This window comes from Corynebacterium tuberculostearicum, assembly GCF_032821615.1.
Classification (GTDB): domain Bacteria; phylum Actinomycetota; class Actinomycetes; order Mycobacteriales; family Mycobacteriaceae; genus Corynebacterium; species Corynebacterium tuberculostearicum_H.
Window position 1 is genome coordinate 43,798 of sequence record NZ_JAVBIF010000002.1, and the last position, 20,682, is coordinate 64,479.

A 20,682-nucleotide genomic window follows, 5' to 3' on the forward strand; every position below is an offset into this window, starting at 1 on the left:
CTGGGAAATACGGAGCATAACCCACAGCACAATCCCCTCTATGTGAAGGAGCGCGCGGTATGACCACCCCGCATACTCACGAATCTACCGCCCACACCGAAGGTGACGAGGCCCCCGGGGCGCCGCGCAGCGAGTGGCGCCGCCAGTTCATCGGCCTTTTCATCGGCTTGGGTTTGGCCGTACTGGTCTTCTTTATCTTTCCCTCGAATGCGATCGAGACCGTACAGGGCTCTGCGGGTGCAGATCCGGAAGCCGAGTACACGCTCAGCGCCATTCGCACCGTCGCTGCCGTAACCATCTTGATGGGCGTGTGGTGGATGACTGAGGCCATTCCGCTCGCCGCCACCGCGCTGCTGCCGCTGGTCATCTTCCCGCTCGCCGGTGTGGGCACGATTAAAGAGGTGGGTGCCCCATACGCGTCCGCCACCATTTTCTTGTTCATGGGTGGCTTCCTTATTGCGCTTGCCCTGCAGCGCTGGAATTTGCACCGCCGCCTAGCGCTGTACGTGGTGAAGATCATCGGTACCTCGCCCAAGCGCCTGATCTTGGGATTCATGCTGGCCACCGGCTTTTTGTCCATGTGGGTATCTAATACCGCTACGGCAGTGGTGATGCTGCCGATCGGCACCTCGGTGCTGGCACTGACCGCGGAAACTGTAGGCGGCTGGGATAAACAGAAGAAGTTTGCCACGGCACTGATGCTGGGTATCGCGTATTCCGCCTCCATCGGTTCGCTGGGTACGCTCATCGGCACCCCGCCGAATGCCTTCCTCAACGCATATATGGCCGATACCTGGGGCGTTACCCTTGGCTTCGGGCGGTGGATGGCGGTCGGTGTGCCGCTTGCAGCAATCTTCTTGCTGATTGCCTGGGCACTGCTCATCACCGTTTTCAAGCCGGAGATGAAGGATATTCCAGGCGGCCGCGAGCTTATCAACGACGAAATTGAAGCCCTCGGCCCCTGGACCCGCCCCCAAATCATGACCGGCATCATCTTCATCCTCGCCGCCGCAGCCTGGGTTACCCTGCCGCTGGTGCTCAAGGAATTTGAGAACTACGACGATGCCATCGTGGGCATTGCCGCCGGCATCCTGCTCTTTATCCTCCCCGCGGATAACCAGCGCCGCATCCGTTTGCTGGACTGGAAGACGGCCAATGAAATGCCGTGGGACGTCCTCCTGCTCTTCGGCGGTGGCCTGTCGCTGTCCTCGGTCTTTAATTCCTCCGGCCTGTCCCTGTGGATTGGTGAAATGGCCAAGGGGCTTAGCGTCCTGCCCGTTGTCCTCATCGTCTCTGCCGTGGCTGCGCTGGTGCTCTTCCTGACGGAGATCACCTCCAATACGGCGACGGCGGCTACGTTTATTCCGATTATGGGTGGCGTCGCCGTGGGTGTGGGGCTTACTGCCGATGGCGATATCAACGTCCTTCTCCTCACCATTCCGGTGGCCCTCGCGGCAACCTGCGCATTCATGCTCCCAGTTGCCACCCCGCCGAACGCCATTGCCTATGGCTCTGGCTACGTCAAGATTGGCGAGATGATCAAGGGTGGCCTTGGTCTCAATATCATCGGCATCGTCCTCATCACCCTGACGGTGTACTTGCTGGCAGTGCCAATCTTCGGCCTGTCCATCTAGTTCCAGAGCGGAGTCCGTAGCCATTCCCTAAAGAGCACCAGCGTCATTAGGGAATGGCTACATCCGTTACTGTGCTGGCTGAATTTTTAGATAGCGGGAAAACCGATCCTAACCGCCCTCATTCCAGCCAGGTAAACACCGGGTGAACAGGCGATTTGTTAGTTTTCCGTACCGTGGGTATAGTAAATTCTCGTTGCACAGCAGAGCACACGCACTGCTTACCAACGGTCTGCGCCCGTAGCTCAACGGATAGAGCATCTGACTACGGATCAGAAGGTTGGGGGTTCGAATCCCTCCGGGCGCACAAAATCAGCCGCCTTCGGGCGGCTTTTCTTGTATCTCAGCCCGTCCCACCCAGGTCTCGATCTATGAAGTCTTCCGCCCTCGTCTCCGGCCTCATCGCCGGTGTCATCCTTGGCCTCATGCTATGGCTGGGGTCCGGCATTTTCTGGCTCTTCCTGGTTGGCCTAGGCATTGGGGTCGCTGCAACCCCGCTCCTAAAACTGGCCGCCGATCCTTCTCGTTCGCGCAAGCGCCGCGATAGTTCCTTCCGCGACTAGGTCCGCACCACGCCGCTCCTCACGGCACCCGCATAAGTCAGGCACAAGTCTCACGCAATCCACTTATAAAATGCAGGACAAGTATAAAATATTCGCAGCAACCTTCCAGACAGACTTAGTAGAAAAAGAAAGTCTTTATTAACAAGGGGAGTGCGGCGACGCGTTCCCCTCCGTCTTGAAGGAGAACGCTAGGTGTTAGCACCCTCGCGCATTGTAGGGCTCGATATAGCCCGTTCACTTGCGATTATCGGCATGATAGTTCTGCATATGGCCTCCTTGGTGTGGCATACCAAGGTCATTTTAAATGGCCTGCCCGCTGCGCTTTTCGCCGTTCTAGCCGGCGTCACGTTGATGCTTATGTCCCGCGATTTCACGGCGACGACGTTCCTGCGCATCATCGCTCGCGGCTGCATAATTACGCTTATCGGCCTCGCCCTGCTGCCCGTGGGCGGCGAGATTCAGATCGTCCTCGTGGTCATCGGCATCACGATGATCCTGGTGTCCTGGGTCCCGCCGCTGCGCTGGTGGTGGAAGCTCCTGCTCCTCGCCACTGCCACCGCCGCCGCGATCATAAAATATGCGCCGCTGACCCTTCCGCAGGTCTATCCGCTGCTGGCCTATTGCGCCTATTTCCTCGCTGGCATGCTGCTCTATGAGGTCTATATCCGCAGCTCCCGTGCCGCTGCCCAGTGGGTGTCCACTGGCATCGCCGCCGTGGTCGCCGCTGCCGGCTTTTACTTCCGCTTTGCCCCGGACATGCCTGGCTGGCTGCGCTTTACCGGCCACACCGGCGTGCTGGGAGAGATTGTCCTATCCATCGCCGTCGCCGCCATCGTCCTGCACTTATGCCTGCTTATCGGTCGAGCAGTGCCTAAGCTGGCGTATCCCTTTGCTGCGCTGGGGGCAATGTCGCTGAGCATCTACATCCTGCATGTGCTCACCGCTTACTACTGGCAGAGCCACGTCTCCCTCCACAATACCGGCTGGGCCTGCGCGTTCATCGCCCTCTTCCTCGTCTTCGCGAGCCTATGGCGCCGCCTGATAGGGAAGGGGCCGGCCGAATGGGCCGTCGCCAAAGTTATCGCCATCGCCGTTCCTGCCGGAAAGAAGGACTAATCATGCAGCACAAAATCTTCCCTGCCTTGCTCGCCGCCAGCATCGTGGCACTGACTGCCGCCCCGGCCACTGCACTCGAACACGGCGAACCAGCTCCGGACTCCCCGGAAGCCCGTACCGTCGCCCAACTCAAGATAGGACGCGTGGGCAGCTTCGGCGATTGCACCGGCACCCTCGTGGCCGCCCAGTGGGTGCTCACCGCCCGCCACTGCCTCGAGTCCGTCAATAACGAGGGCACCCAGGCCCGCATCAATGGCACCACCTACGACGCCGATTCGTGGGCGCTATCCCCGCTTTCCGACGCCGCCCTTCTCCACCTCACCACCCCCGTCACCGATACAAAACCCGCAGAGATTTCCACCCAAGTTCCAGAACCTGGCCAGCGCGGCACGCTTTACGGCTGGAGCAGCAGTTCCTCCATGGCGCGCCGCGGCCAGCTGCCGCAGGCGGAGATGGAAGTGGCTGAGCTCCTCGGCGCCGGCCCTGCTGGCCCCGCTAGCTCCACCGAACCAGGCGCCGCAGACGCGGCCGAGGATGGCGCCGAGGACGCCGCTGGCGGAGAAAGCATTCCCGCGGCCGAGGCCATGCCGGGACTTAAAATGCCGGAGGGTACGGAAAGCGTGCCAGCCAGCGAGGCGATGCCGGGTGGGGCGCCAGATGGCCCGATGCCACTAATTGAAAGCGCCATCCTCGACGTACACTCCACCGACCGGGCCGGCATGCAGGGCGGCGACTCCGGCGGTCCTTTCTTCGTAGACGGTAAGCTCGCCGGACTCGCCACGGCGGGCACCGCGAACGGGGATCCGGACTTGCCCTCGCCAAGCGCGGCAATCACCACGCTGGCCGGCACCAAGGACTGGATCGAGGGAGTAGTGAGCGGACGCGATAAGGAAGCGATTCTCACCGCGGAAACCACTCCCAAACCGCCGAAAACCCCGCAGACCAGTGCAGATCGTGCGGGGCTCTATGTGGGCATAGCCGCCATCGGCCTGATCGCTGCGGTGGTGCTGGCGCGGATTCCCCGCCTGCGCAACCGCGGCCGTGAGGACTAGAAAATCTCGATGCGCCCGCCCAAGGACTCGGACTGGCGCAGCTGTGCTACCCACTTCGGGCCGCCTGGATGCAGGCGCAGCACCGGGCGGGAAGAAATCTTGATCGGGGAGACCGATTCCTTGCGCGCGCCGGAGCGGGCATCGATGCGGGTGCGGGCGCGATAGCCGGCGTCGGAAAGCTCAGCGATGGAAGGTTCGGGGGAGTCGAGCTTCTCGCGGGCATCGCGCAGCAAGTCCAAGGCTTCGTCCAATGCTTCCACCAACGCCGGCGCATTGGTCTCGCACATCTGCTGCACCAGCTCTGGGTGCGTGCCGGCCACGCGGGTAGCGTCCTTGAAAGAACCGGCAGACAGGGACTGTGCCAGGATTCCGCCGTTATCGCCCACCACGGCGAGGATCTCCGCAAAGACGTGCGGCAGGTGGGAAATGCGCGCCACCGCGGCATCGTGATTAGCCACGCGGATAGGAACCGCCTCTGCGTGCACCATCTGGGTCATGCGCACGACCTCGGTGAAGGTCTCAATCCACTGCTTCGGAATCTTTTCCCCGCGCGCCTCACACTCGGCGGCGTAGTCATAGGTAATGCCCCACGCCGCGCGGCGGAACAGGTCCTTCTGCGAGTTATCCCAACCGGACTTGGACGTGCCCGCCATCGGGTGGCCGCCCACGTAGCGCGACTCCATTCCGCGCTCCAGTACCTGCTGGCGTACGGCCGTCTTAACGGAAACGACGTCCGTAATGCCGCAGCTCGGCGCGTGCTCCTGAATGGCGTCGAGCACCTCGCCCACCGCGTTCATAGGCACGGCTATGACAATGAGCGCGTTCTCCGTCTCCGCGCGGGTCAAAATCGTCGGAAGATCATCGGTGACGTCAAAACCCTGCTTTACTGCAGTGCGGGCGCCAGAAGTGGAGTGGTTGTAGCCAAAAACGGGGTGATTGTATCCGGCGAGATCGCGCAGCAAAGAGCCGCCGATGAGGCCGAGGCCAATAATGCAGATAGGGCGTTGAACATCTTGAGAACTCACGATGACAATTGTGGCACAACACGACTAATCTCACGAGGTATGAGCAACGAAAATTACTCCTTCGCAGTAACCGTCGCCCGCAACGCGGGCCAATGGCTGGTGCGCAGCTTCAACGATGACTTTGAGGATCCGCAGGCCTCCATCAATGCGGTGCGCAGCCTGCGTTCCGAGGGCGCTGCGTTCGCGCTGCTGTGCGTGGAGGATGCCTATTTTATTGCCGTGCGCCCAGTGCCGGGCGGGGTAAAGATGCTCATCTCGGATGCCACCTACGGCGTGGACGATGACTTCGCCGCCGATTTCATGGATATCAACGATCATGAAATCCCGGATGTGGACCCCGAAGAGGCCGATCCTTATGGCGAGGGGGATTTCGATATCTTCGCCGACCTTGGTCTATCCGAGGACCAGGTGGGCTACATCATTGACAATGATGAGGACTGGCCTTCCGATATGTTGCTGCGCATCGCCGGCGAGCTCGGCTTTGGCGATGAGTTGGAAGACGTCATTGATAACGCCTGAGCCCTTGCTGCGCGCGGAGGCTCGGATGCGCCGCGCCCTCGACGTCGCCAAGCATGCGCCGGCCGGCGACGTCCCCGTGGGTGCGGTACTGTACGACGCCGCCGGAACCGAACTTGCCACCGGCGTCAACCGCCGCGAAGAGCTTGCGGACCCCACCGCCCACGCCGAGGTCGAGGCCATTCGCCAGGCCGTCCGCGTGCACGGCGATGGCTGGCGGCTTTCCGGCTGCGAACTCGTTGTCACCCTAGAACCATGCGCCATGTGTGCCGGTGCGCTGCAGGCCGCGCGGGTGTCTTCCGTGGTCTTCGGCGCCTTTGAGCCCAAGACGGGCGCGTGCGGCTCGCTTATCGATGTCCTCCGTGCCCCCACCGCCCCCTTTACCCCGCAGGTCCGCGGCGGCGTCCTCGAAGGCGAGTGCGCTGGGTTGCTCCGAAACTTCTTCGACGGCCTGCGCTAAACGTGCGTACACTGGTGGTCATACAACAACTGTCTACTCAAAGGAGTGATTATGGGCGATTTGGAAAACAAGAAGGATGGCCTCGTAGGCAAGGCAAAGGAAGCCTACGGCGAAGCTACCGACAACAAGGACGTAGCTAACGAGGGCAAGGCCGACCAGGTCACCTCCGAGGCTAAGGACAAGCTGTCTGACGCCGCTGAAGGCATCAAGGACAAGGCCAACGAGGTTATCGGTGGCCTGAAGGACGACTAATCCTCGTCCCTCGTTTCCGCATCTCGCTGCGCTGGCACCCCGCCGGCGCAGCGATTTTGTCGCTCGGGCCTACTCCCGTAATCTGGAACGCGGTGGCGTGTCCGAGCGGCCGAAGGTGATCGCCTCGAAAGCGATTGTTGGGTAACCCCCAACCGCGGGTTCAAATCCCGCCGCCACCGCACTTGTCATGAGTCGCGACATGTTTGACAGATGAGTCGCGACATCGTTGACAAACCGGCATCTCAGTTGCTTTTTGTTCTGGGGTGCCGGTTTCTTCGATCAGACGAACCTTTCAAGCACTCATCGTTCCGAGCAGCAGCGCCAAGTCGCCGCAATGAGCACTTACGATTGGCGGCCGGAGCCCACCCCTCTCAGACTCTAAAAGGTGCCTTAGGTGCTGCGTGGCCTCGCTTTGTATCGACGCCACCGGGCTGCAGTATTGATGGCGTACAGCTTTGACTATGGCCATATTGCGGTGGGGACTATTCGTAGTGTCAAACATGTCCCGACTCACCAGTCAAGCATCACCCGACACGGTAAGGTAGCCCTAAGCGTCAAATATGTCGCGGCTGATCTGTCAAGCATCACGACGATTCCCTCAGGCACAGACTGTCAAATATGTCATGAATTCAGACAGCGGGCACGGTGGAGGCGGGGGCGGCGTAAAGCATGTCCAAGTCGTACTCGACGCTGGTGGACATGTATGACCCGGGCGACGCGTTTCTGTACTCGGAGCTGGTGAAGGTGCATCCGCACGTGTTGGCTTGCCGGCTGTTTGCGGTCAAAAACTATGTGTTGCGCTTCACTCAACTCGCCTTTATTCTTAGCAAACCAATTAGTTCAGGCTCGCGGAGCCTAGTCGGCAATTCTTGGAGGTACTGATGACTTCTTCAATAACGTTGATCTCGCATGAAGGTGCTCAGTTCGCTTCACCGTATGGCGAAGGCATGATTCGTTTCGGTGACAGTGCTGAGCAGGTGGTAGCGGTTCTCGGGGAACCGGAGAACCACCGGAGCGAAAGCACCTTGTACTACTCCCAATCAAATATTCAGGTTCATTTCGGTGACAACGGTGTCGAATTCATCGAGATTGCCACCAACCCTGAAAAAGACGGTGTCACGGTGGAATGGGAAGGCCATAACCTCTCCCACATGAACGCGATCGAGTGCGCCGAGCTGTTGAAGGGGCTCAACGACGGGGCTCGGCTTGACGATGAGCGAGCTCCAGAGGCTTATGCTTTCGAGAAACTGGGGCTTTCCGTATGGCAACCGTACGCGCTTGCTGATGCTCGCGAGGAACTCGAGGAAGAGCGAGCTGGGGGCGCCGAGGGTGACGAACTTGAGTACTTTGAAGAAGAAGTCAAGATGGCAGAGTGCTTTGACGCGATCGGCCTGGGTTCTCGCGACTACATGAACGAGTACTTCTAGGCCGCTTTTCTCCAGGCCCACGTCCCGCTCCATGGAGGACGGCCAGCGAGAACGTACGAAATTGTTGCCTCACCTAACGTCGAACGCATGGTTCCACTGCGGGAAACCGATCTTGTGCTCGAGCGACTCTTGTAACTCGTCAAGGGAAATGAGCGATCACAAGTCGTTGGTGTTGAGCTCGCGTCAGTACAAGTGCTCGAGAACCGCAATCCGGAGATCCAACAGCAGTGAACGATGCGAACGCAGCGTGTTGATGAGCTCGTTAACAGCGGCCGGGCCTGACCCCCGACGTGTTTACTTTCCGGGGGTCAGGCCCGTTGGCGCTATTCATTTGTTAACAATGTCGCGACTTCGGACACCGCCGCCACCGCACCGAGATCCCGGTCTGTTTGCGCAGGCCGGGATTTTCTTTCGCCCGATCCGGCTCCGGGCGTGGGGGGAGGAGGCTGGCTGGCCGCCAGCTGTGAAAACTGGGACGCAGGTGGCTTCGCGATAGGGGATTAGAGGGTATGGCCACTACACTAGGGCAAAGTTCAACCCGTCCCCCACGCGAATGCGAAGGTACATCTACCCGTGGCTAAACTGCTTTATCGTCTTGGGCGCTGGTCTTTCCTCCATAAGTGGAAGGTCATCGTGGCATGGCTGCTGCTGCTCGCCGCCGTCGGCGGTGCCGCCGCCTTGCTGATGAAACCGATGACGAGCGAGTTCTCCATCAAGGGAACCCCGTCCATCGATGCCACCTACAAGACCATGGACCTCTTCCCAGAGGGCGGAAACCCTGCAAACTCGCCCTCGGTCAACGTGGTCTTCAAGGCCCCAGACGGCCAGAAGCTTTCTGATCCCGCCAACCGCGAGGCCATCGACGCCACCATCTCCTACCTCGAGGACAACCTGGAGATGGGCGATACCACGCGCTTTGGCAACCCGCTTGAGGTCTCGCCTCGCCTGCAGGACCAAGTGATCCACCAGTTCACGGACATGGGATTGCCGGAAGCATCTGCCCGCGCTGACGCGGATAACCTCGCCATGGTCAATGATGACGAGACCATTGCCTATACCACCTTTAATTTCGACGCCGAGTCGCCCTATAGCGTGGAGCAGGCCGATAAAGACACCGTTACCGAGGCAATGAATATTGCCCGCGACCGCGGCCTCACCGTAGAGGGCAATGGTGCCGGCTTTGGCGATGAAATCGCGGTCAATTCCACCTCTGAGATCATCGGCCTGGGCGTTGCCTTTATCGTGCTCATCTTTACCTTCGGCTCCCTGGTGGCCTCGGGCATGCCTTTGGTGTCCGCCGTCATTGGCGTGGGACTAGGCGCGCTGGGCATGCTCATTGCCACCCACTGGATTGAGCTCAACAATATGACCCCGGTCCTGGCCATCATGATTGGCTTAGCCGTGGGCATTGACTATGCGCTGTTTATCCTTTCGCGCTACCGCGCCGAGCGCCGCCGCATGGACGGGCCCGATGCCGCAGGCATGGCGGTGGGAACCGCCGGCTCCTCCGTGGTCTTTGCCGGCGCGACGGTCTTTACCGCGCTTTTTGCGCTCCTCATTGCGCGCATCGGCTTCTTGACGGCCATGGGCTTGGCCGCCGCCGGCACCGTCGCCATCGCCGTGTTGGTCTCGCTTACGCTCATCCCCGCGATGCTTGGTCTGCTGGGTGATAAGGCCTTCAACGGCCGCATCCCCGGCGTGGCCGGCAACCCGACCTGCAAGGGCAAGCGCCGCCGCGGGCCCACCATGGGCAACCGCTGGGTGCGCCTAGTCCAGAAGGTCCCCGGCCTGGCCATGGCGCTGGTTGTGCTCTCCTTGGGCGCTATGACCGCGCCGGTGCTCCACATGGAACTCGCCCTTCCGGCCGATACCACCTCCAATCCCGATACCACCCAGCGCAAGGCCGCCGACATCATGTCCGAGGGCTTCGGCCCCGGCGTCAACGGCCCCTTCCTCGCTGTGGTCGATGCCCACACGGTCAACGCGGAGGCCGGCGCCCTCGCCCCGCTTGTCGACGCCCAATCCCAGCCCGAACCAGCCCCCGCACCAGACGCGGAGGACGCAGCCCCTGAGCAGTCGCAGCCGGACCAGCCCGCGGCCGAGGCCGAGCCGGAGATTGCCCCGGCCGCCGAGATAGTAGACACCTCCGCAGACGCTGCGGACAATTCCTCGCCGGAGGATAAGGCTGCGCTCGCGTCCTTCCTATACACCGCGGACCAGCTCAAGGGGCTGGGCGGCGTGAAGCACGCGCAGATCGTCGGCCTGAGTAAGGACCAGCGCGCCGCGCAGATCATGGTCACCCCAGAAACCGCGCCGACGGACGCCGCGACGGTCAACGTCGCGCACGCGCTGCGCTCGGCCACCAGCGAGATCGAAGACGCCACCGGTACTGACATCGGCCTGACCGGCCTGACCGCCGTGCAGCTCGATATCACCGAGCGCCTCGAGGAAGCCATGGCGCCGTACCTGGCCATCGTCGTGGGCCTAGCCATTGTGCTACTGCTGTTGGTCTTCCGCTCCATCCTGGTGCCGCTGGTTGCGGGCCTGGGCTTCCTGCTGTCCGTCGGCGGCGCCTTCGGCCTGACCGTGCTGGTTTGGCAGGAAGGCCTGTGGAACCTGGTTCCCGCGCCGGGCCCGCTGATTTCCTTCATGCCCATCTTCCTCATCGGCGTGACCTTCGGCCTCGCGATGGATTACCAGGTCTTCCTCGTCACCCGCATGCGCGAGCACATTTCTCGCCACCCGGAGGGCACCGGCGGGCGATATAGCGCCGTCGACGAGGCCACCATCACCGGCTTTACCCAGGGCGCCCGCGTGGTCACGGCCGCGGCCATCATTATGATTTCGGTCTTCGTGGCCTTTATTAACCAGCCGTTGCCCTTCATCCAGATTTTCGGCTTTGCCTTGGCAGCCGGCGTGCTTTTCGACGCCTTCTTTATTCGCATGACCCTCGTCCCCGCCACCATGTTCCTCATGGGCCGCGCGACGTGGTGGATGCCGAAGTGGTTGGCGAAGATTCTGCCCACCCTGGATATCGAAGGCACCGCCCTGGAAGAAGAATGGGAAGCTAAACACGCCACCCCGGCCCCCACCCCTAGCTCTGCACACAAGGAAGAAGAATAATCATGGACTTGAGTTTCGACGTCGGCAAGCGCCTGCCCGAAGGCCCCGGCAAGCACGGCCGCAGCGGTGTCATCCACACCCCGCACGGTGATATCCAGACCCCGGCTTTCATCCCGGTGGCCACCAAAGCCACGGTGAAGACGCTTACCCCGGAGCAGATTCGTGCCACCGGTGCGCAGGCCATCTTGTCGAATGCGTACCATCTCTATCTGCAGCCGGGCCACGACATCGTGGACGAGGCCGGCGGCGTGGCCGAGTTTGAAAATTGGCATGGCCCGACCTACACCGACTCCGGCGGATTCCAGGTCATGTCGCTGGGCGTAGGCTTCAAAAAGGTCCTTGCGATGGACATTGCGGATCTCAGCGAAAAGGACATCCGCGCCGCTAAAAAGGAACGCATGGCGCAGGTGGACGAGGACGGCGTGGATTTTAAATCCGTTATCGACGGCTCCAAACACCGCTTTACCCCCGAGAAATCCATGCAGATCCAGCACGGGCTGGGCGCAGACATCATGTTTGCCTTCGACGAGCTGACCACGCTCGTTGATACGCGTACTTACCAGGAAGAATCGGTCGCGCGCACGCACCGCTGGGCCAAGCGCTGCCTAGATGAGCACGATCGCCTGACCCGCGAGCGCGCCCACCGCCCGAAGCAGTCGCTGTGGGGCGTTGTTCAAGGCGCGCAGTACGAGGACCTGCGCCGCCAGGCCACCCGCGGCCTGCTCGACCTCGACCGCGCCGCCCGTGAGGACGGCAAGCGCGGCTTTGGCGGCTTCGGCATAGGCGGCGCGCTGGAGAAGGAAAACCTGGGCACCATTGTCGGATGGGTCTGCGATGAGCTACCCGAGGACAAGCCGCGCCACCTGCTCGGCATCTCCGAGCCGGACGATATCTTCACCGCCGTCGAGGCCGGCGCCGATACCTTCGACTGCGTGGCGCCCACCCGCTTGGCGCGCCGCGGCGGCGTCTACACCCTTGACGGCCGCATGAACCTCACCAATGCGCGCTTCAAGCGGGATTTTGCCGGCGTCGACGAGGAATTCGGCGGCTACGTATCCGAGAATTACTCCCGCGCCTACCTGCACCACTTGCTCAAGGCGAAGGAATTCCTTGCCGGCACGCTGTGCACCATCCACAACGTGGAATTCATGATTCGGCTGGTGGATAATATCCGCGCCGCCATCGACGGCGGCTACTACGAGGCCTACCGCGATGAATTCCTCGGCCGCTACTATGCCGGCAAGTAATCCTCGCGCTTTTTCACCCATTTGATGACCGCGGCCGTCACCGGCAGCATGACGGCCTCCATCAGGGTCTTCCACACGAAGCCCACGATGACGTAGTTAATAAACCCGCCCACGGTGTCCACGCCGATGACCGGCGCGGCGATGGCGCAAAACAACAGCGTATCGCCGAATTCGCCCACCACGGTGGAGGCGATGAGGCGCGCAAAGAGGCCCTTTTCGCCGGAGCGCTTCTTCATCGCGGTCAGCGTCCAGGCGTTGAGGAGCTGGCCCACTAGGTAGCCGGCCAGCGAGGCGGCCAGGATCTGCGGCATCAGGCCGAGCGTGGCGGCGAAGGCCTCTTGGCCCTCGTAGAAGTCGGCCGCCGGCAGCCAGATGGCGATATAGAAGCACACGGCCGCCAAGATGGCCATCGCGAAGCCGATGTAGACCGCGCGCCGGGTGGATTTAAAGCCATAGCACTCGGAGAGCACGTCGCCGACGATATAGGCCAGTGGGAAGAGAAAGAAGGCACCGTCGGTCACCAGCGGGCCGAGCTGGACGCCTTTGGTGGCGTTGATATTAGAAATCAGGAAGGTCACCACAAACACGGTGACCAGCCAGGGGTAGAGAGTAGAGCGGACGGGAATGAAGCGCACTTCAGCGCCGTTCGTTTTTTCCATGCCCGCCATTGTGCCAGTCCGTAGACTATGGGCATGAATTCCGCGACCACCGGCGCCGGCCGCTACGCGCCGAGCCCCTCGGGCGATCTGCACTTCGGCAACCTCCGCACGGCGCTGCTGGCGTGGCTTTTTGCCCGCTCGACGGGCAGGCGCTTTGTGGTGCGCGTGGAGGACATCGATAAGCAGCGCTCCTCTCAGGAGTCGGCCGAGCGCCAGCTCGCGGATCTGCGCGCGCTCGGGCTGGACTGGGACGGCGAGGTCATCTACCAGCACGATCGCGACGCCGCCTATGAGCAGGCCCTGGCCCAGCTGCCCACCTACGAGTGCTATTGCTCCCGCAAGGATATCCGTGAGGCCTCCCGCGCCCCGCACGCCATTCCCGGCCAGTACCCGGGCACCTGCCGCAACCTCACCGAGGACCAGCGTGCGGCCAAGCGCGCCGAGCTTGCGGCCCAGAATCGCCAGCCCGCCCTTCGCCTGCTTGCCGACGTCCCCACATTCACCATCCACGACGCCCTCCACGGCACCTATACAGGCGACGTCGATGATTTCATCCTGCGCCGCGGCGGCCAAGACACCGGCTGGGCCTATAACTTGGCCGTCGTCGTCGACGATGCCTACCAAGGCATCGACCAAGTGGTCCGCGGTGATGATCTGCTCTCCTCCGCGCCGCGCCAGGCCTACCTCGCCTCGCTGCTCGGCATCGAACCGCCGGAGTATATCCACGTCCCGCTCGTGCTCAATGCATCCGGCGAGCGCCTGGCCAAGCGCGATGGGGCGGTGACCATGCGGGAGATGGGGGAGGAGGGGGACGTCGTCAAGCAGCTGGCGGCCTCGCTGGGGTACGAGGCTCACAGTGCCGCGGAGTTGCTCGCGCAATTCGCGCCCGATCGACTCAGCCCTGAGCCTTATATCTGGCGGGGGTAAAATCTGGGCCCATGGAAGTTCTACTGGTGCTCATTGGGCTCATGCTGCTGACCGTGTTCGTCGTCGCCATCGGTGACAAGATTGGGCTGCCGTGGCCGGCCCTGCTGACGATTATTACCGCCTGCGCGGTCTTCGTGCCCGGCCTGCCCCAGTTCGAGCCGCCCACCGAGCTCATCCTGCCCATCTTCCTGCCGCCGCTGCTGTGGGCGCTGGCCCGGCGCACCTCGTGGGGTGTTATCCGCGAGCAATGGGTGACCATCTTGAGCCTGTCCGTGCTGCTGGTGGTCGCTACCACGCTGGCCGTAGGTTTTACGGCCTATGCCTTCCTGCCCGGCATCAGCCTGGCCGCGGCCATCCTTATCGGTGCGGCCATCGCCCCACCGGATCCCGTCGCCGTCGATGCCGTGGCCGAGCCCGCCGGCATTCCGCGCCGCATCATCACCACCCTGCAGACCGAGGGCTTGTTTAACGACGCCGCCTCTATCGTCGCCTTCAATCTCGCGCTGACGGCCGTGACCCAAGGCGATGAGCTCTCCTTCGGCGGCGGCGTGCTCAACTTCTTCTACTCCGCATTCGTCGCGGGCGGCCTCGGCTGGGGCGTCGGCCGGCTGGTGGCGCTGTTTATTACCCACGTTCACGACGTCACCGCGCGCAACGCGTTGACCTGGGTGACGCCGTTTGCGGTCTACCTCATCTCGGAAGAACTCGGCGCCTCCGGCGTTATCGCCGTGGTCATCGCGGCCGTGGAGCTTAATTCCCGTGCCGATATCCAGGCCGAGGACCGCCTGTCCGGCCAGTCTTTTTGGGAGACCGTTGAGTTGCTTTTTACCGGCGTGGCCTTCGGGCTCATTGGCCTGACAGTCAGTACCGCCATTGGGGAAGTGGGTTCGGACCTGTGGCACTCCGTGGTGGTGGGCGTCATCTTGTCCCTTGTGGCCTTCGTCGTCCGCTTGGTGTGGATGTACATCTATTACCGCATCAACGTCTCCCGCGGCCGCCCGCGCGTGGCGCCGCTGCGCCTGCAGGAGGTGCTGCTGATGACGTGGTCCGGCATGCGCGGCCTCGTCACCCTGGCGCTGGTTTTGTCCATCCCGGCCGGCGTGTTCAGCTTCCACCACGAGCTCGCAGTCATCGCGCTGACCGTGCTGCTGGTCACTATGGTGGTGCCCGGCCTGCTCTTGCCGTGGCTGATGGAGCGCCTCGACCTCACGGAGGCCTCCCAGATTGCCAGCGATAAGATGCGCGCCGCCGTGGTGAGCCGCGCGCGTGCGGCCAGCATCGAGGCCTTGTCACACTTCCGGCCCGACGGCCACATTACTGCCGACGCCGAAAAGGTCGACCCCGAAATTTCCGCCAACGTGATTCAGTGGTTTGAGGACCGGCTCGGCGATGGCGAGGATGTTTCCGATGACTCCCGCAAGCAGCGCGCCTGGCAGGCCCGCCACGTGGCTCTGGAGGCCCGCCGGACCGCTTTGGCGGCGGCGCAGGAGGAGCTGCTACGCATGCGCGGCGATCGGGCTTATAACCCGGCCATTGTGGACGAGGTGCTCGAGGAGATTGACCGCATGGTTCTAGGCGCCAAGCGCCACTAGGCTGGGCGGCATGGATCCCTTCGATTATGCGCAGCTTGAGGACGCGCTGGATTACCTCTACGACTTCCTCGACCAGGACCTAGCGGACCGCGTGCGCGCCGAGCGCGAATATGTCCCGGCCGGGCTGGAGGGCCTGCTTGCCGACGACTCCCTCGACGACTACGTCTGGCTCTGGATCAAGGACCCAGGCCCGAATGGCTTCCGGCAATACCTGCGCGATGGGGGCTATTCCGAGGCCGAGGTCTCCCAGGCTTTCCTCTGGGCGCGCACCGAGTGGGGGATGAATACGCCGCCGCACGTCGAGTGGCTGAAGGCGGATGGCTACGAGCCGCCGGTCATCGATTAGCGGCCAGTGCGGCCGAGCGACTGTGCATAATAAAAATCCCGGCTCCGTGCGGTGAAGCAGGAGCCGGGATTTCCCTTGGCGGAGGATGTGGGATTTGAACCCACGAGGGGCGTGAACCCCGCACGCGTTCCAGGCGTGTGACATAGGCCGCTAGTCGAATCCTCCGAGAAGAAACATTAGCAGCCGTGGCAATTATTTTACCAATCGCCAGGTCAGGGCCTATTTCTGGCGATCTAATGCCGTTTGTGTCGGATGGTCCTTGGGTTGCGCGCCGGTGGGCGGTGGTAGCCCGTGCGACCGGAGGCCCATTTGGCTAAACCGGCGCGCGGGCGTTAAAGTATGGGACAGGATTCCGCGTGGCGTCCATCCTCTGAACTCCCCCAGGGCAGGAATGCAGCAAGGGTCAGGAGGCTCTGGCGGGTGCGCGGGGTCCCCTTTTTGTATGGCGTGCGTTACTATTGGGGGCTAAAAGTCGCCCTATACATGGAAGGTAGACATACGCATGTCGCTTCTTACTTTGGAATCGTCCGAACTCGCGGAGCTCGCCGCCCAAGTCCGTAAGGACTACGAGGACCTTAAGTCTAAGGGCCTGAAATTGGACCTGACCCGCGGAAAGCCGGCCAAGGCACAGCTGGACCTCTCCAATGATTTGCTGGCGCTGCCCGGCCTGGGCCACTACACCGATGCGGCCGGAAACGACCTGCGTAACTACGGCAACCAAAAGGGCATCAAAGAACTGCGCGATATCTGGGGCAAGCTGACCAACATGGACCCAGAGCTGCTGGTTGCCGCAGACTCGTCCTCGCTGAACATCATGTTCGACCTGATTTCTTGGGCGTTTCTCTTCGGCACCAATGATTCCGCGAAGCCGTGGAGCAAGGAAGAAAAGCTCAAGTGGATTTGCCCGGTGCCGGGCTACGACCGTCATTTTGCCATCACGGAGCAGTTCGGCTTCGAGCTGGTTACGGTGCCAATGGAGGAGGACGGGCCGGATGTAGAGGCCGTCGAAAAGCTGGTGGCGGATCCGGCAGTCAAGGGCATGTGGGTAGTGCCGATGTTCGCTAACCCCACCGGCGCCGTGATTTCTGAAGACAAGGCCCGCCGCCTCGCCCGCATGGAGGCCGGCGCACCGGATTTCCGCATCGTGTGGGATAACGCCTACGCGGTGCACACCCTGACCGAGGACTTCCCGGAAATCCTGCCGATTCTGGATATCGCTGCGGAAGAAGGCAACCCGAACCGCTTCTGGGCCATGTCCTCTACCTCGAAGATCACCTTCGCGGGCGCGGGCGTGGGCTTCTTCGGCACCTCGGAGGACAACCTCGAGTGGTACCTAGAGCACGCGGGCATCCGCGGCATCGGCCCCAATAAGATTAACCAGCTGGCGCACCACGAGTTCTTCGGCTCCGCCGAGGGCGTGCGCGCCGTGATGCGCCGCCACGCCGCGCTGATTAAGCCCAAGTTCGATGCCGTGCTGCGCATCCTAGAAAAGCGCCTCGGCGAGTACGAGGTGGCGCAGTGGACCAACCCGAAGGGCGGCTACTTCATCTCCCTCGACGTCGTCGACGGCACCGCCAACCGCGTCTGGGAGCTCGCGCGCGATGCAGGCATCCTCCTCACCCAGGCCGGCTCCGCCTTCCCTTATGGCCAGGACGACAATGACCGCAATATCCGCCTCGCCCCAACCCTGCCGCCGCAGGAAGAGGTCGAAACCGCGATGGACGGCGTTGCCACCTGCGTCCTGCTCGCCGCCGTGGAGAAGCTGGGGGCCTAAAATCAACGCCGACGAGTCTGCCCTGTGGCTGAGCGAGCTTATCCCGGCGCCGCTGGAGTTCCGCTACGTCGATGAGCGCCGGCTAGGCCTTGCCTCGCTTGCCGACGCCCAATCGCTCGCCCTCACCACCACCTTCAACACCACCGACACCGGCCTGCAAAGCCAGGACGACGGCACCGATGTGCGCTGCGAGCTGCTCACGGTGGCGCGCACCGGGCAGCCCGAGGTGGCCGCCGCCATCAACGCCGCGGCTGACACCTTCGAAAAGGCCGACGGCCTGTTGCCGGCGCAGCCGGGCGTGATGCTGCCGTCCATCCTCGATGTCCCTGATATCACCGTGCACCACGGCCTGTTCATCGCGCCGTACCTGTGGGGCGGGCAGACCCCGCAGTTTCGCGAAGAGGGCCGCCTGACCCTCATCTTGCAGCTGGTCATGCTGACGGATTCGGAATATGCGTTTGGGGTAGAAGAGGGCGTCGGCAAGCTGCAGGCGGCGGTGGCAGAGCAGGGCATTGACCTGCTGGACTGGTCGCGCGAGGGTTAGCCGGTAAACTGGCTAACCGTGGCTTTATACCGGAAATATCGTCCAGCAACGTTCGCGGAGGTCGTGGGCCAAGAGCAGGTCACCACGCCGCTATCCGCCGCCCTTGATGCAGGGCGCATCAACCACGCCTACCTCTTTTCCGGCCCGCGCGGCTGCGGCAAGACCTCCTCGGCGCGGATTATGGCCCGCTCGCTCAACTGCGAGCACGGGCCGACCTCGACGCCGTGTGGCAAGTGCGATTCCTGCGTCTCCCTCGCCCCCGGCGGCCCTGGCAACCTGGACGTGACGGAGCTCGACGCTGCCTCGCACAACGGCGTGGAGGACATGCGCGAGCTGCGCGACCGCGCCTACTACGCGCCGGCCGAATCGCGCTACCGCATCTTCATTATTGACGAGGCGCATATGATTTCGCCCTCCGGTGCGAACGCGCTGCTCAAGGTGGTGGAGGAGCCGCCCGAGCACGTCATTTTCATCTTCGCGACCACGGAGCCGGAGAAAATCATCGGCACCATTCGCTCGCGTACCCACCACTATCCCTTCCGGCTGCTGACCCCGCCGGCCATGAAGGGCCTGCTGCAGCGCACCGTCGAGTCCGAGGGCGTGCAGGTCGAGGACGCCGTGTACCCCATGGTCATTGAGGCGGGCGGCGGTTCCCCGCGCGATACTTTGTCCTTGCTGGACCAGCTGCTGGCCGGTGCCGGGCCCGATGGCCTGACCTACGACCTTGCCCGGCCGCTGTTGGGCGTCACCGATGTCTCGCTGCTTGACGACGCCATCGAAACCCTCGCCAACCAGGACAAACCCGGCCTCTTCGCGATGGTCGACCACGTCATCGAGGCCGGCCACGACCCGCGCCGCTTCGCCGTCGATTTGCTCGACCGTTTGCGCGATTTGATGATCCTGCAGGCCGTGCCCGGCGCCATCGATGCTGGCCTCGTCTCCGCGCCCACCGACCGCGCTTCCGTGCTCACCGCCCAGGCGCAGCGCTTTTCCGGCCCGCAGCTGACCTACCTGGCCTCCACGGTCAACGACCGCATCAGTGACCTCACAGGCGCGACCTCGCCGCGCCTGCTGCTGGAAATTATGTGCGCGCACCTGCTTATCGGGTCCACCGGTCCGGCTGCTGCCGCGCCTGCACCTGCAGCGGTTTCCGCTCCCGCCCCCGCCCCTGCTGCCAATGCTGCCGCGGTCTCGCCCGCGCCGGCTGGCCCTGCGACCCCGGGCGGTGCTCCCGCGGCCAACTCTGCCGTCGCCGGTGCCCAAGACCCCCAGTCCGCCGCTGCTGCCATCATCGCTCGCCGCCGCGCCAAGTCCCAGGAGCAGCAGGCTTCTGCCCCGTCTTCTGCTCTAACCTCTGCACCGGCCGCTCAGCCGCAGCCGCAGCCGCAGGCCCCGTCCCAACCGGAATCGCTGCCGGACGCGCAGCCGAAGGCGCAACCTGAGCAGCCGGAGGCCGCAGAGCCGCAACGCACGCAGAAGCCTCAGGACCAAGAGCCGCAACCGCAACGGGACGAAGCGGCTGTGGCAAAACAGCCGGCAAAGCAGGAACAGCAGCAAGAGGCTGGGGACCCGTGGCAGCGTGAGCGGCAAATCCCGCAAGCAGAAGCGCCCGCGCAGCAAACGCCGCAGCCGGCACCGGCCCAGCAGGAGCGTCGCGAGCCACTGGAGAAGCCTGTGCCGGCCCGCGCGGAGCAATCCGCCACGGAAACTGCGCCGGAACCTGCCGCGCAATCGCAGGCGGCGGAGGAGCCGGCGGGTGACTTCGCAGAGGCCGTGAGGGAGAAATGGGTGGCGTTGAGGGGGAGCGTCGGAAAGCGGAATAAGGTGGCCGAAATCATGCTGGCCGAAGCCCACGTGCTTGGCTTCCGCGATGGCACCCTGACGCTGGGACACACCACCGGTGCGCTGGCCGAGCGCATCAATGCGCCCGCGAACAACGCCGTCATAGTGGAGGTGCTCAAGGAGGAGTTCCAGCGCGATGTGGCCGTGAACTGCGTGGTGGGCACCGACCCGAAGACCGCCGGTTTCGATGCCCCGCGGCCGCCACAGCGCAAGGAAGCGTGGACGCCGAATCAGCCGGCGCGCGAGCCGGCCGACGACCAGGAGGCGGAGAGTAAGCCGGAAAGCGCGCCCGGGTGGCGCTCGCGCATCGCACGGGCGACGCAGGCGGCCAAGCAACGCGATGAATCGCAGTTCAGCAATGGCGTGCCGCTTCCGCCCGAGCCTGAGCCGGACTTTGGCGCTCCGCCCGAGGAGCCCCCGGCCTATACCCGCGACGACGAAGAGCGGGACATGATGGAGGCTGCGCAGTCTACCGGCGAGATGGATCATCGCAGCGCTACCGAGGTAGCTATGGAGCTGCTGGAGCGCGAGCTGGGCGCACGGCGTGCCTAACCGGCAAGCACGGTACACTCGGGCGGTAGCGAAA

General features: G+C 63.1%; 18 protein-coding genes, 3 tRNA genes and 1 other RNA gene. 19 read left to right on the forward strand and 3 right to left on the reverse strand.

Annotated features, from left to right (window positions below):
- Positions 1-59: 59 nt before the first annotated feature.
- From RAE09_RS03040 to RAE09_RS03060, 5 genes are all read left to right on the forward strand, one after another.
- The gene (locus RAE09_RS03040; RefSeq protein WP_005323181.1) at positions 60-1,634 is read left to right on the forward strand and encodes an SLC13 family permease; all 1,575 of its coding nucleotides are present in this window, start codon (positions 60-62) and stop codon (positions 1,632-1,634) included.
- 231 nt (positions 1,635-1,865) lie between these two features.
- A tRNA-Arg gene (locus RAE09_RS03045) sits at positions 1,866-1,938 on the forward strand.
- 64 nt (positions 1,939-2,002) lie between these two features.
- Positions 2,003-2,194, forward strand: a complete 192-nt coding sequence (locus RAE09_RS03050; RefSeq protein WP_005323180.1) for a hypothetical protein — start codon at positions 2,003-2,005, stop codon at positions 2,192-2,194.
- A 252-nt stretch (positions 2,195-2,446) separates the two neighbouring features.
- Positions 2,447-3,310, forward strand: coding sequence for a DUF418 domain-containing protein (locus RAE09_RS03055; RefSeq protein WP_394371984.1), 864 nt, complete (start codon positions 2,447-2,449; stop codon positions 3,308-3,310).
- 2 nt (positions 3,311-3,312) lie between these two features.
- Positions 3,313-4,362, forward strand: coding sequence for a trypsin-like serine protease (locus tag RAE09_RS03060; protein ID WP_316980908.1), 1,050 nt, complete (start codon positions 3,313-3,315; stop codon positions 4,360-4,362).
- Here RAE09_RS03060 and RAE09_RS03065 read toward each other — a convergent pair.
- A complete protein-coding gene (locus RAE09_RS03065) occupies positions 4,359-5,387 on the reverse strand; it encodes a prephenate dehydrogenase (RefSeq protein WP_005323177.1) in 1,029 nt (342 codons plus the stop codon). The two genes, RAE09_RS03060 and RAE09_RS03065, sit on opposite strands and share 4 nt — an antisense overlap.
- Before the next feature lie 39 nt (positions 5,388-5,426).
- Between RAE09_RS03065 and RAE09_RS03070 the strand changes: the two genes are divergently transcribed.
- From RAE09_RS03070 to tgt, 7 genes are all read left to right on the forward strand, one after another.
- A complete protein-coding gene (locus tag RAE09_RS03070; protein ID WP_316980909.1) occupies positions 5,427-5,906 on the forward strand; it encodes a tRNA adenosine deaminase-associated protein in 480 nt (159 codons plus the stop codon).
- Positions 5,907-5,931: 25 nt separating this feature from the next.
- Positions 5,932-6,363 carry a nucleoside deaminase gene (locus RAE09_RS03075; protein WP_250411820.1) on the forward strand — a complete coding sequence of 144 codons (432 nt, stop codon included), beginning with the start codon at positions 5,932-5,934 and terminating at the stop codon, positions 6,361-6,363.
- 51 nt (positions 6,364-6,414) lie between these two features.
- Positions 6,415-6,615: a CsbD family protein gene (locus RAE09_RS03080; protein WP_005323174.1), complete on the forward strand. Its 201-nt coding sequence runs from the start codon at positions 6,415-6,417 to the stop codon at positions 6,613-6,615.
- Between the two features lie 91 nt (positions 6,616-6,706).
- Positions 6,707-6,794, forward strand: a tRNA-Ser gene (locus RAE09_RS03085).
- 702 nt (positions 6,795-7,496) lie between these two features.
- Positions 7,497-8,042 (forward strand): hypothetical protein, encoded by a 546-nt coding sequence (locus RAE09_RS03090; protein WP_301432427.1) that lies wholly within the window; start codon positions 7,497-7,499, stop codon positions 8,040-8,042.
- 573 nt (positions 8,043-8,615) lie between these two features.
- Complete coding sequence (locus tag RAE09_RS03095) at positions 8,616-11,165, forward strand: MMPL family transporter (protein WP_316980910.1); 2,550 nt, start codon at positions 8,616-8,618, stop codon at positions 11,163-11,165.
- A 2-nt stretch (positions 11,166-11,167) separates the two neighbouring features.
- Entirely contained in the window at positions 11,168-12,412 is a 1,245-nt protein-coding gene (tgt, locus tag RAE09_RS03100; RefSeq protein ID WP_316980911.1) for a tRNA guanosine(34) transglycosylase Tgt, read from the forward strand.
- Here tgt and RAE09_RS03105 read toward each other — a convergent pair.
- Positions 12,397-13,071 carry a queuosine precursor transporter gene (locus tag RAE09_RS03105; RefSeq protein WP_394371985.1) on the reverse strand — a complete coding sequence of 225 codons (675 nt, stop codon included), beginning with the start codon at positions 13,069-13,071 and terminating at the stop codon, positions 12,397-12,399. The genes tgt and RAE09_RS03105 overlap by 16 nt on opposite strands.
- Before the next feature lie 33 nt (positions 13,072-13,104).
- On the opposite strand from RAE09_RS03105, the gene gluQRS reads away from it, so the two are divergent.
- Genes gluQRS through RAE09_RS03120 form a run of 3 tightly spaced genes read left to right on the forward strand, consistent with a single transcriptional unit; the run spans position 13,105 to position 15,936 of the window.
- Positions 13,105-13,998 carry a tRNA glutamyl-Q(34) synthetase GluQRS gene (gluQRS, locus tag RAE09_RS03110; protein WP_150851312.1) on the forward strand — a complete coding sequence of 298 codons (894 nt, stop codon included), beginning with the start codon at positions 13,105-13,107 and terminating at the stop codon, positions 13,996-13,998.
- Between the two features lie 11 nt (positions 13,999-14,009).
- The gene (locus RAE09_RS03115) at positions 14,010-15,590 is read left to right on the forward strand and encodes a cation:proton antiporter (RefSeq protein WP_316980913.1); all 1,581 of its coding nucleotides are present in this window, start codon (positions 14,010-14,012) and stop codon (positions 15,588-15,590) included.
- 10 nt (positions 15,591-15,600) lie between these two features.
- A complete protein-coding gene (locus tag RAE09_RS03120) occupies positions 15,601-15,936 on the forward strand; it encodes a hypothetical protein (RefSeq protein ID WP_316980914.1) in 336 nt (111 codons plus the stop codon).
- Positions 15,937-16,012: 76 nt separating this feature from the next.
- On the opposite strand, the gene RAE09_RS03125 is transcribed toward RAE09_RS03120, so the two are convergent.
- Positions 16,013-16,101: transfer RNA gene (locus tag RAE09_RS03125), tRNA-Ser, on the reverse strand.
- Positions 16,102-16,279: 178 nt separating this feature from the next.
- Between RAE09_RS03125 and ffs the strand changes: the two genes are divergently transcribed.
- The 4 genes from ffs to RAE09_RS03145 all read left to right on the forward strand — a co-directional run bounded on the left by ffs (position 16,280) and on the right by RAE09_RS03145 (position 20,648).
- Positions 16,280-16,378: signal recognition particle sRNA small type (gene ffs, locus RAE09_RS03130), an RNA gene on the forward strand.
- A 60-nt stretch (positions 16,379-16,438) separates the two neighbouring features.
- Positions 16,439-17,710 (forward strand): aminotransferase class I/II-fold pyridoxal phosphate-dependent enzyme, encoded by a 1,272-nt coding sequence (locus RAE09_RS03135; protein WP_316980915.1) that lies wholly within the window; start codon positions 16,439-16,441, stop codon positions 17,708-17,710.
- Positions 17,664-18,254: a hypothetical protein gene (locus RAE09_RS03140; RefSeq protein ID WP_316980916.1), complete on the forward strand. Its 591-nt coding sequence runs from the start codon at positions 17,664-17,666 to the stop codon at positions 18,252-18,254. The genes RAE09_RS03135 and RAE09_RS03140 overlap by 47 nt, the downstream gene beginning before the upstream one ends.
- Positions 18,255-18,272: 18 nt before the next feature.
- Positions 18,273-20,648 carry a DNA polymerase III subunit gamma and tau gene (locus tag RAE09_RS03145; RefSeq protein ID WP_316980917.1) on the forward strand — a complete coding sequence of 792 codons (2,376 nt, stop codon included), beginning with the start codon at positions 18,273-18,275 and terminating at the stop codon, positions 20,646-20,648.
- Positions 20,649-20,682: the final 34 nt, after the last annotated feature.

Coding starts and splice junctions, on each gene's coding strand:
- RAE09_RS03040 (WP_005323181.1), top strand. CDS start 60: ATGACCACCCCGCATACTCACGAATCTACCGCCCACACCGAAGGTGAC.
- RAE09_RS03050 (WP_005323180.1), top strand. CDS start 2,003: ATGAAGTCTTCCGCCCTCGTCTCCGGCCTCATCGCCGGTGTCATCCTT.
- RAE09_RS03055 (WP_394371984.1), top strand. CDS start 2,447: ATGATAGTTCTGCATATGGCCTCCTTGGTGTGGCATACCAAGGTCATT.
- RAE09_RS03060 (WP_316980908.1), top strand. CDS start 3,313: ATGCAGCACAAAATCTTCCCTGCCTTGCTCGCCGCCAGCATCGTGGCA.
- RAE09_RS03070 (WP_316980909.1), top strand. CDS start 5,427: ATGAGCAACGAAAATTACTCCTTCGCAGTAACCGTCGCCCGCAACGCG.
- RAE09_RS03075 (WP_250411820.1), top strand. CDS start 5,932: ATGCGCCGCGCCCTCGACGTCGCCAAGCATGCGCCGGCCGGCGACGTC.
- RAE09_RS03080 (WP_005323174.1), top strand. CDS start 6,415: ATGGGCGATTTGGAAAACAAGAAGGATGGCCTCGTAGGCAAGGCAAAG.
- RAE09_RS03090 (WP_301432427.1), top strand. CDS start 7,497: ATGACTTCTTCAATAACGTTGATCTCGCATGAAGGTGCTCAGTTCGCT.
- tgt (WP_316980911.1), top strand. CDS start 11,168: ATGGACTTGAGTTTCGACGTCGGCAAGCGCCTGCCCGAAGGCCCCGGC.
- RAE09_RS03105 (WP_394371985.1), bottom strand. CDS start 13,071: ATGGAAAAAACGAACGGCGCTGAAGTGCGCTTCATTCCCGTCCGCTCT.
- gluQRS (WP_150851312.1), top strand. CDS start 13,105: ATGAATTCCGCGACCACCGGCGCCGGCCGCTACGCGCCGAGCCCCTCG.
- RAE09_RS03115 (WP_316980913.1), top strand. CDS start 14,010: ATGGAAGTTCTACTGGTGCTCATTGGGCTCATGCTGCTGACCGTGTTC.
- RAE09_RS03120 (WP_316980914.1), top strand. CDS start 15,601: ATGGATCCCTTCGATTATGCGCAGCTTGAGGACGCGCTGGATTACCTC.
- RAE09_RS03135 (WP_316980915.1), top strand. CDS start 16,439: ATGTCGCTTCTTACTTTGGAATCGTCCGAACTCGCGGAGCTCGCCGCC.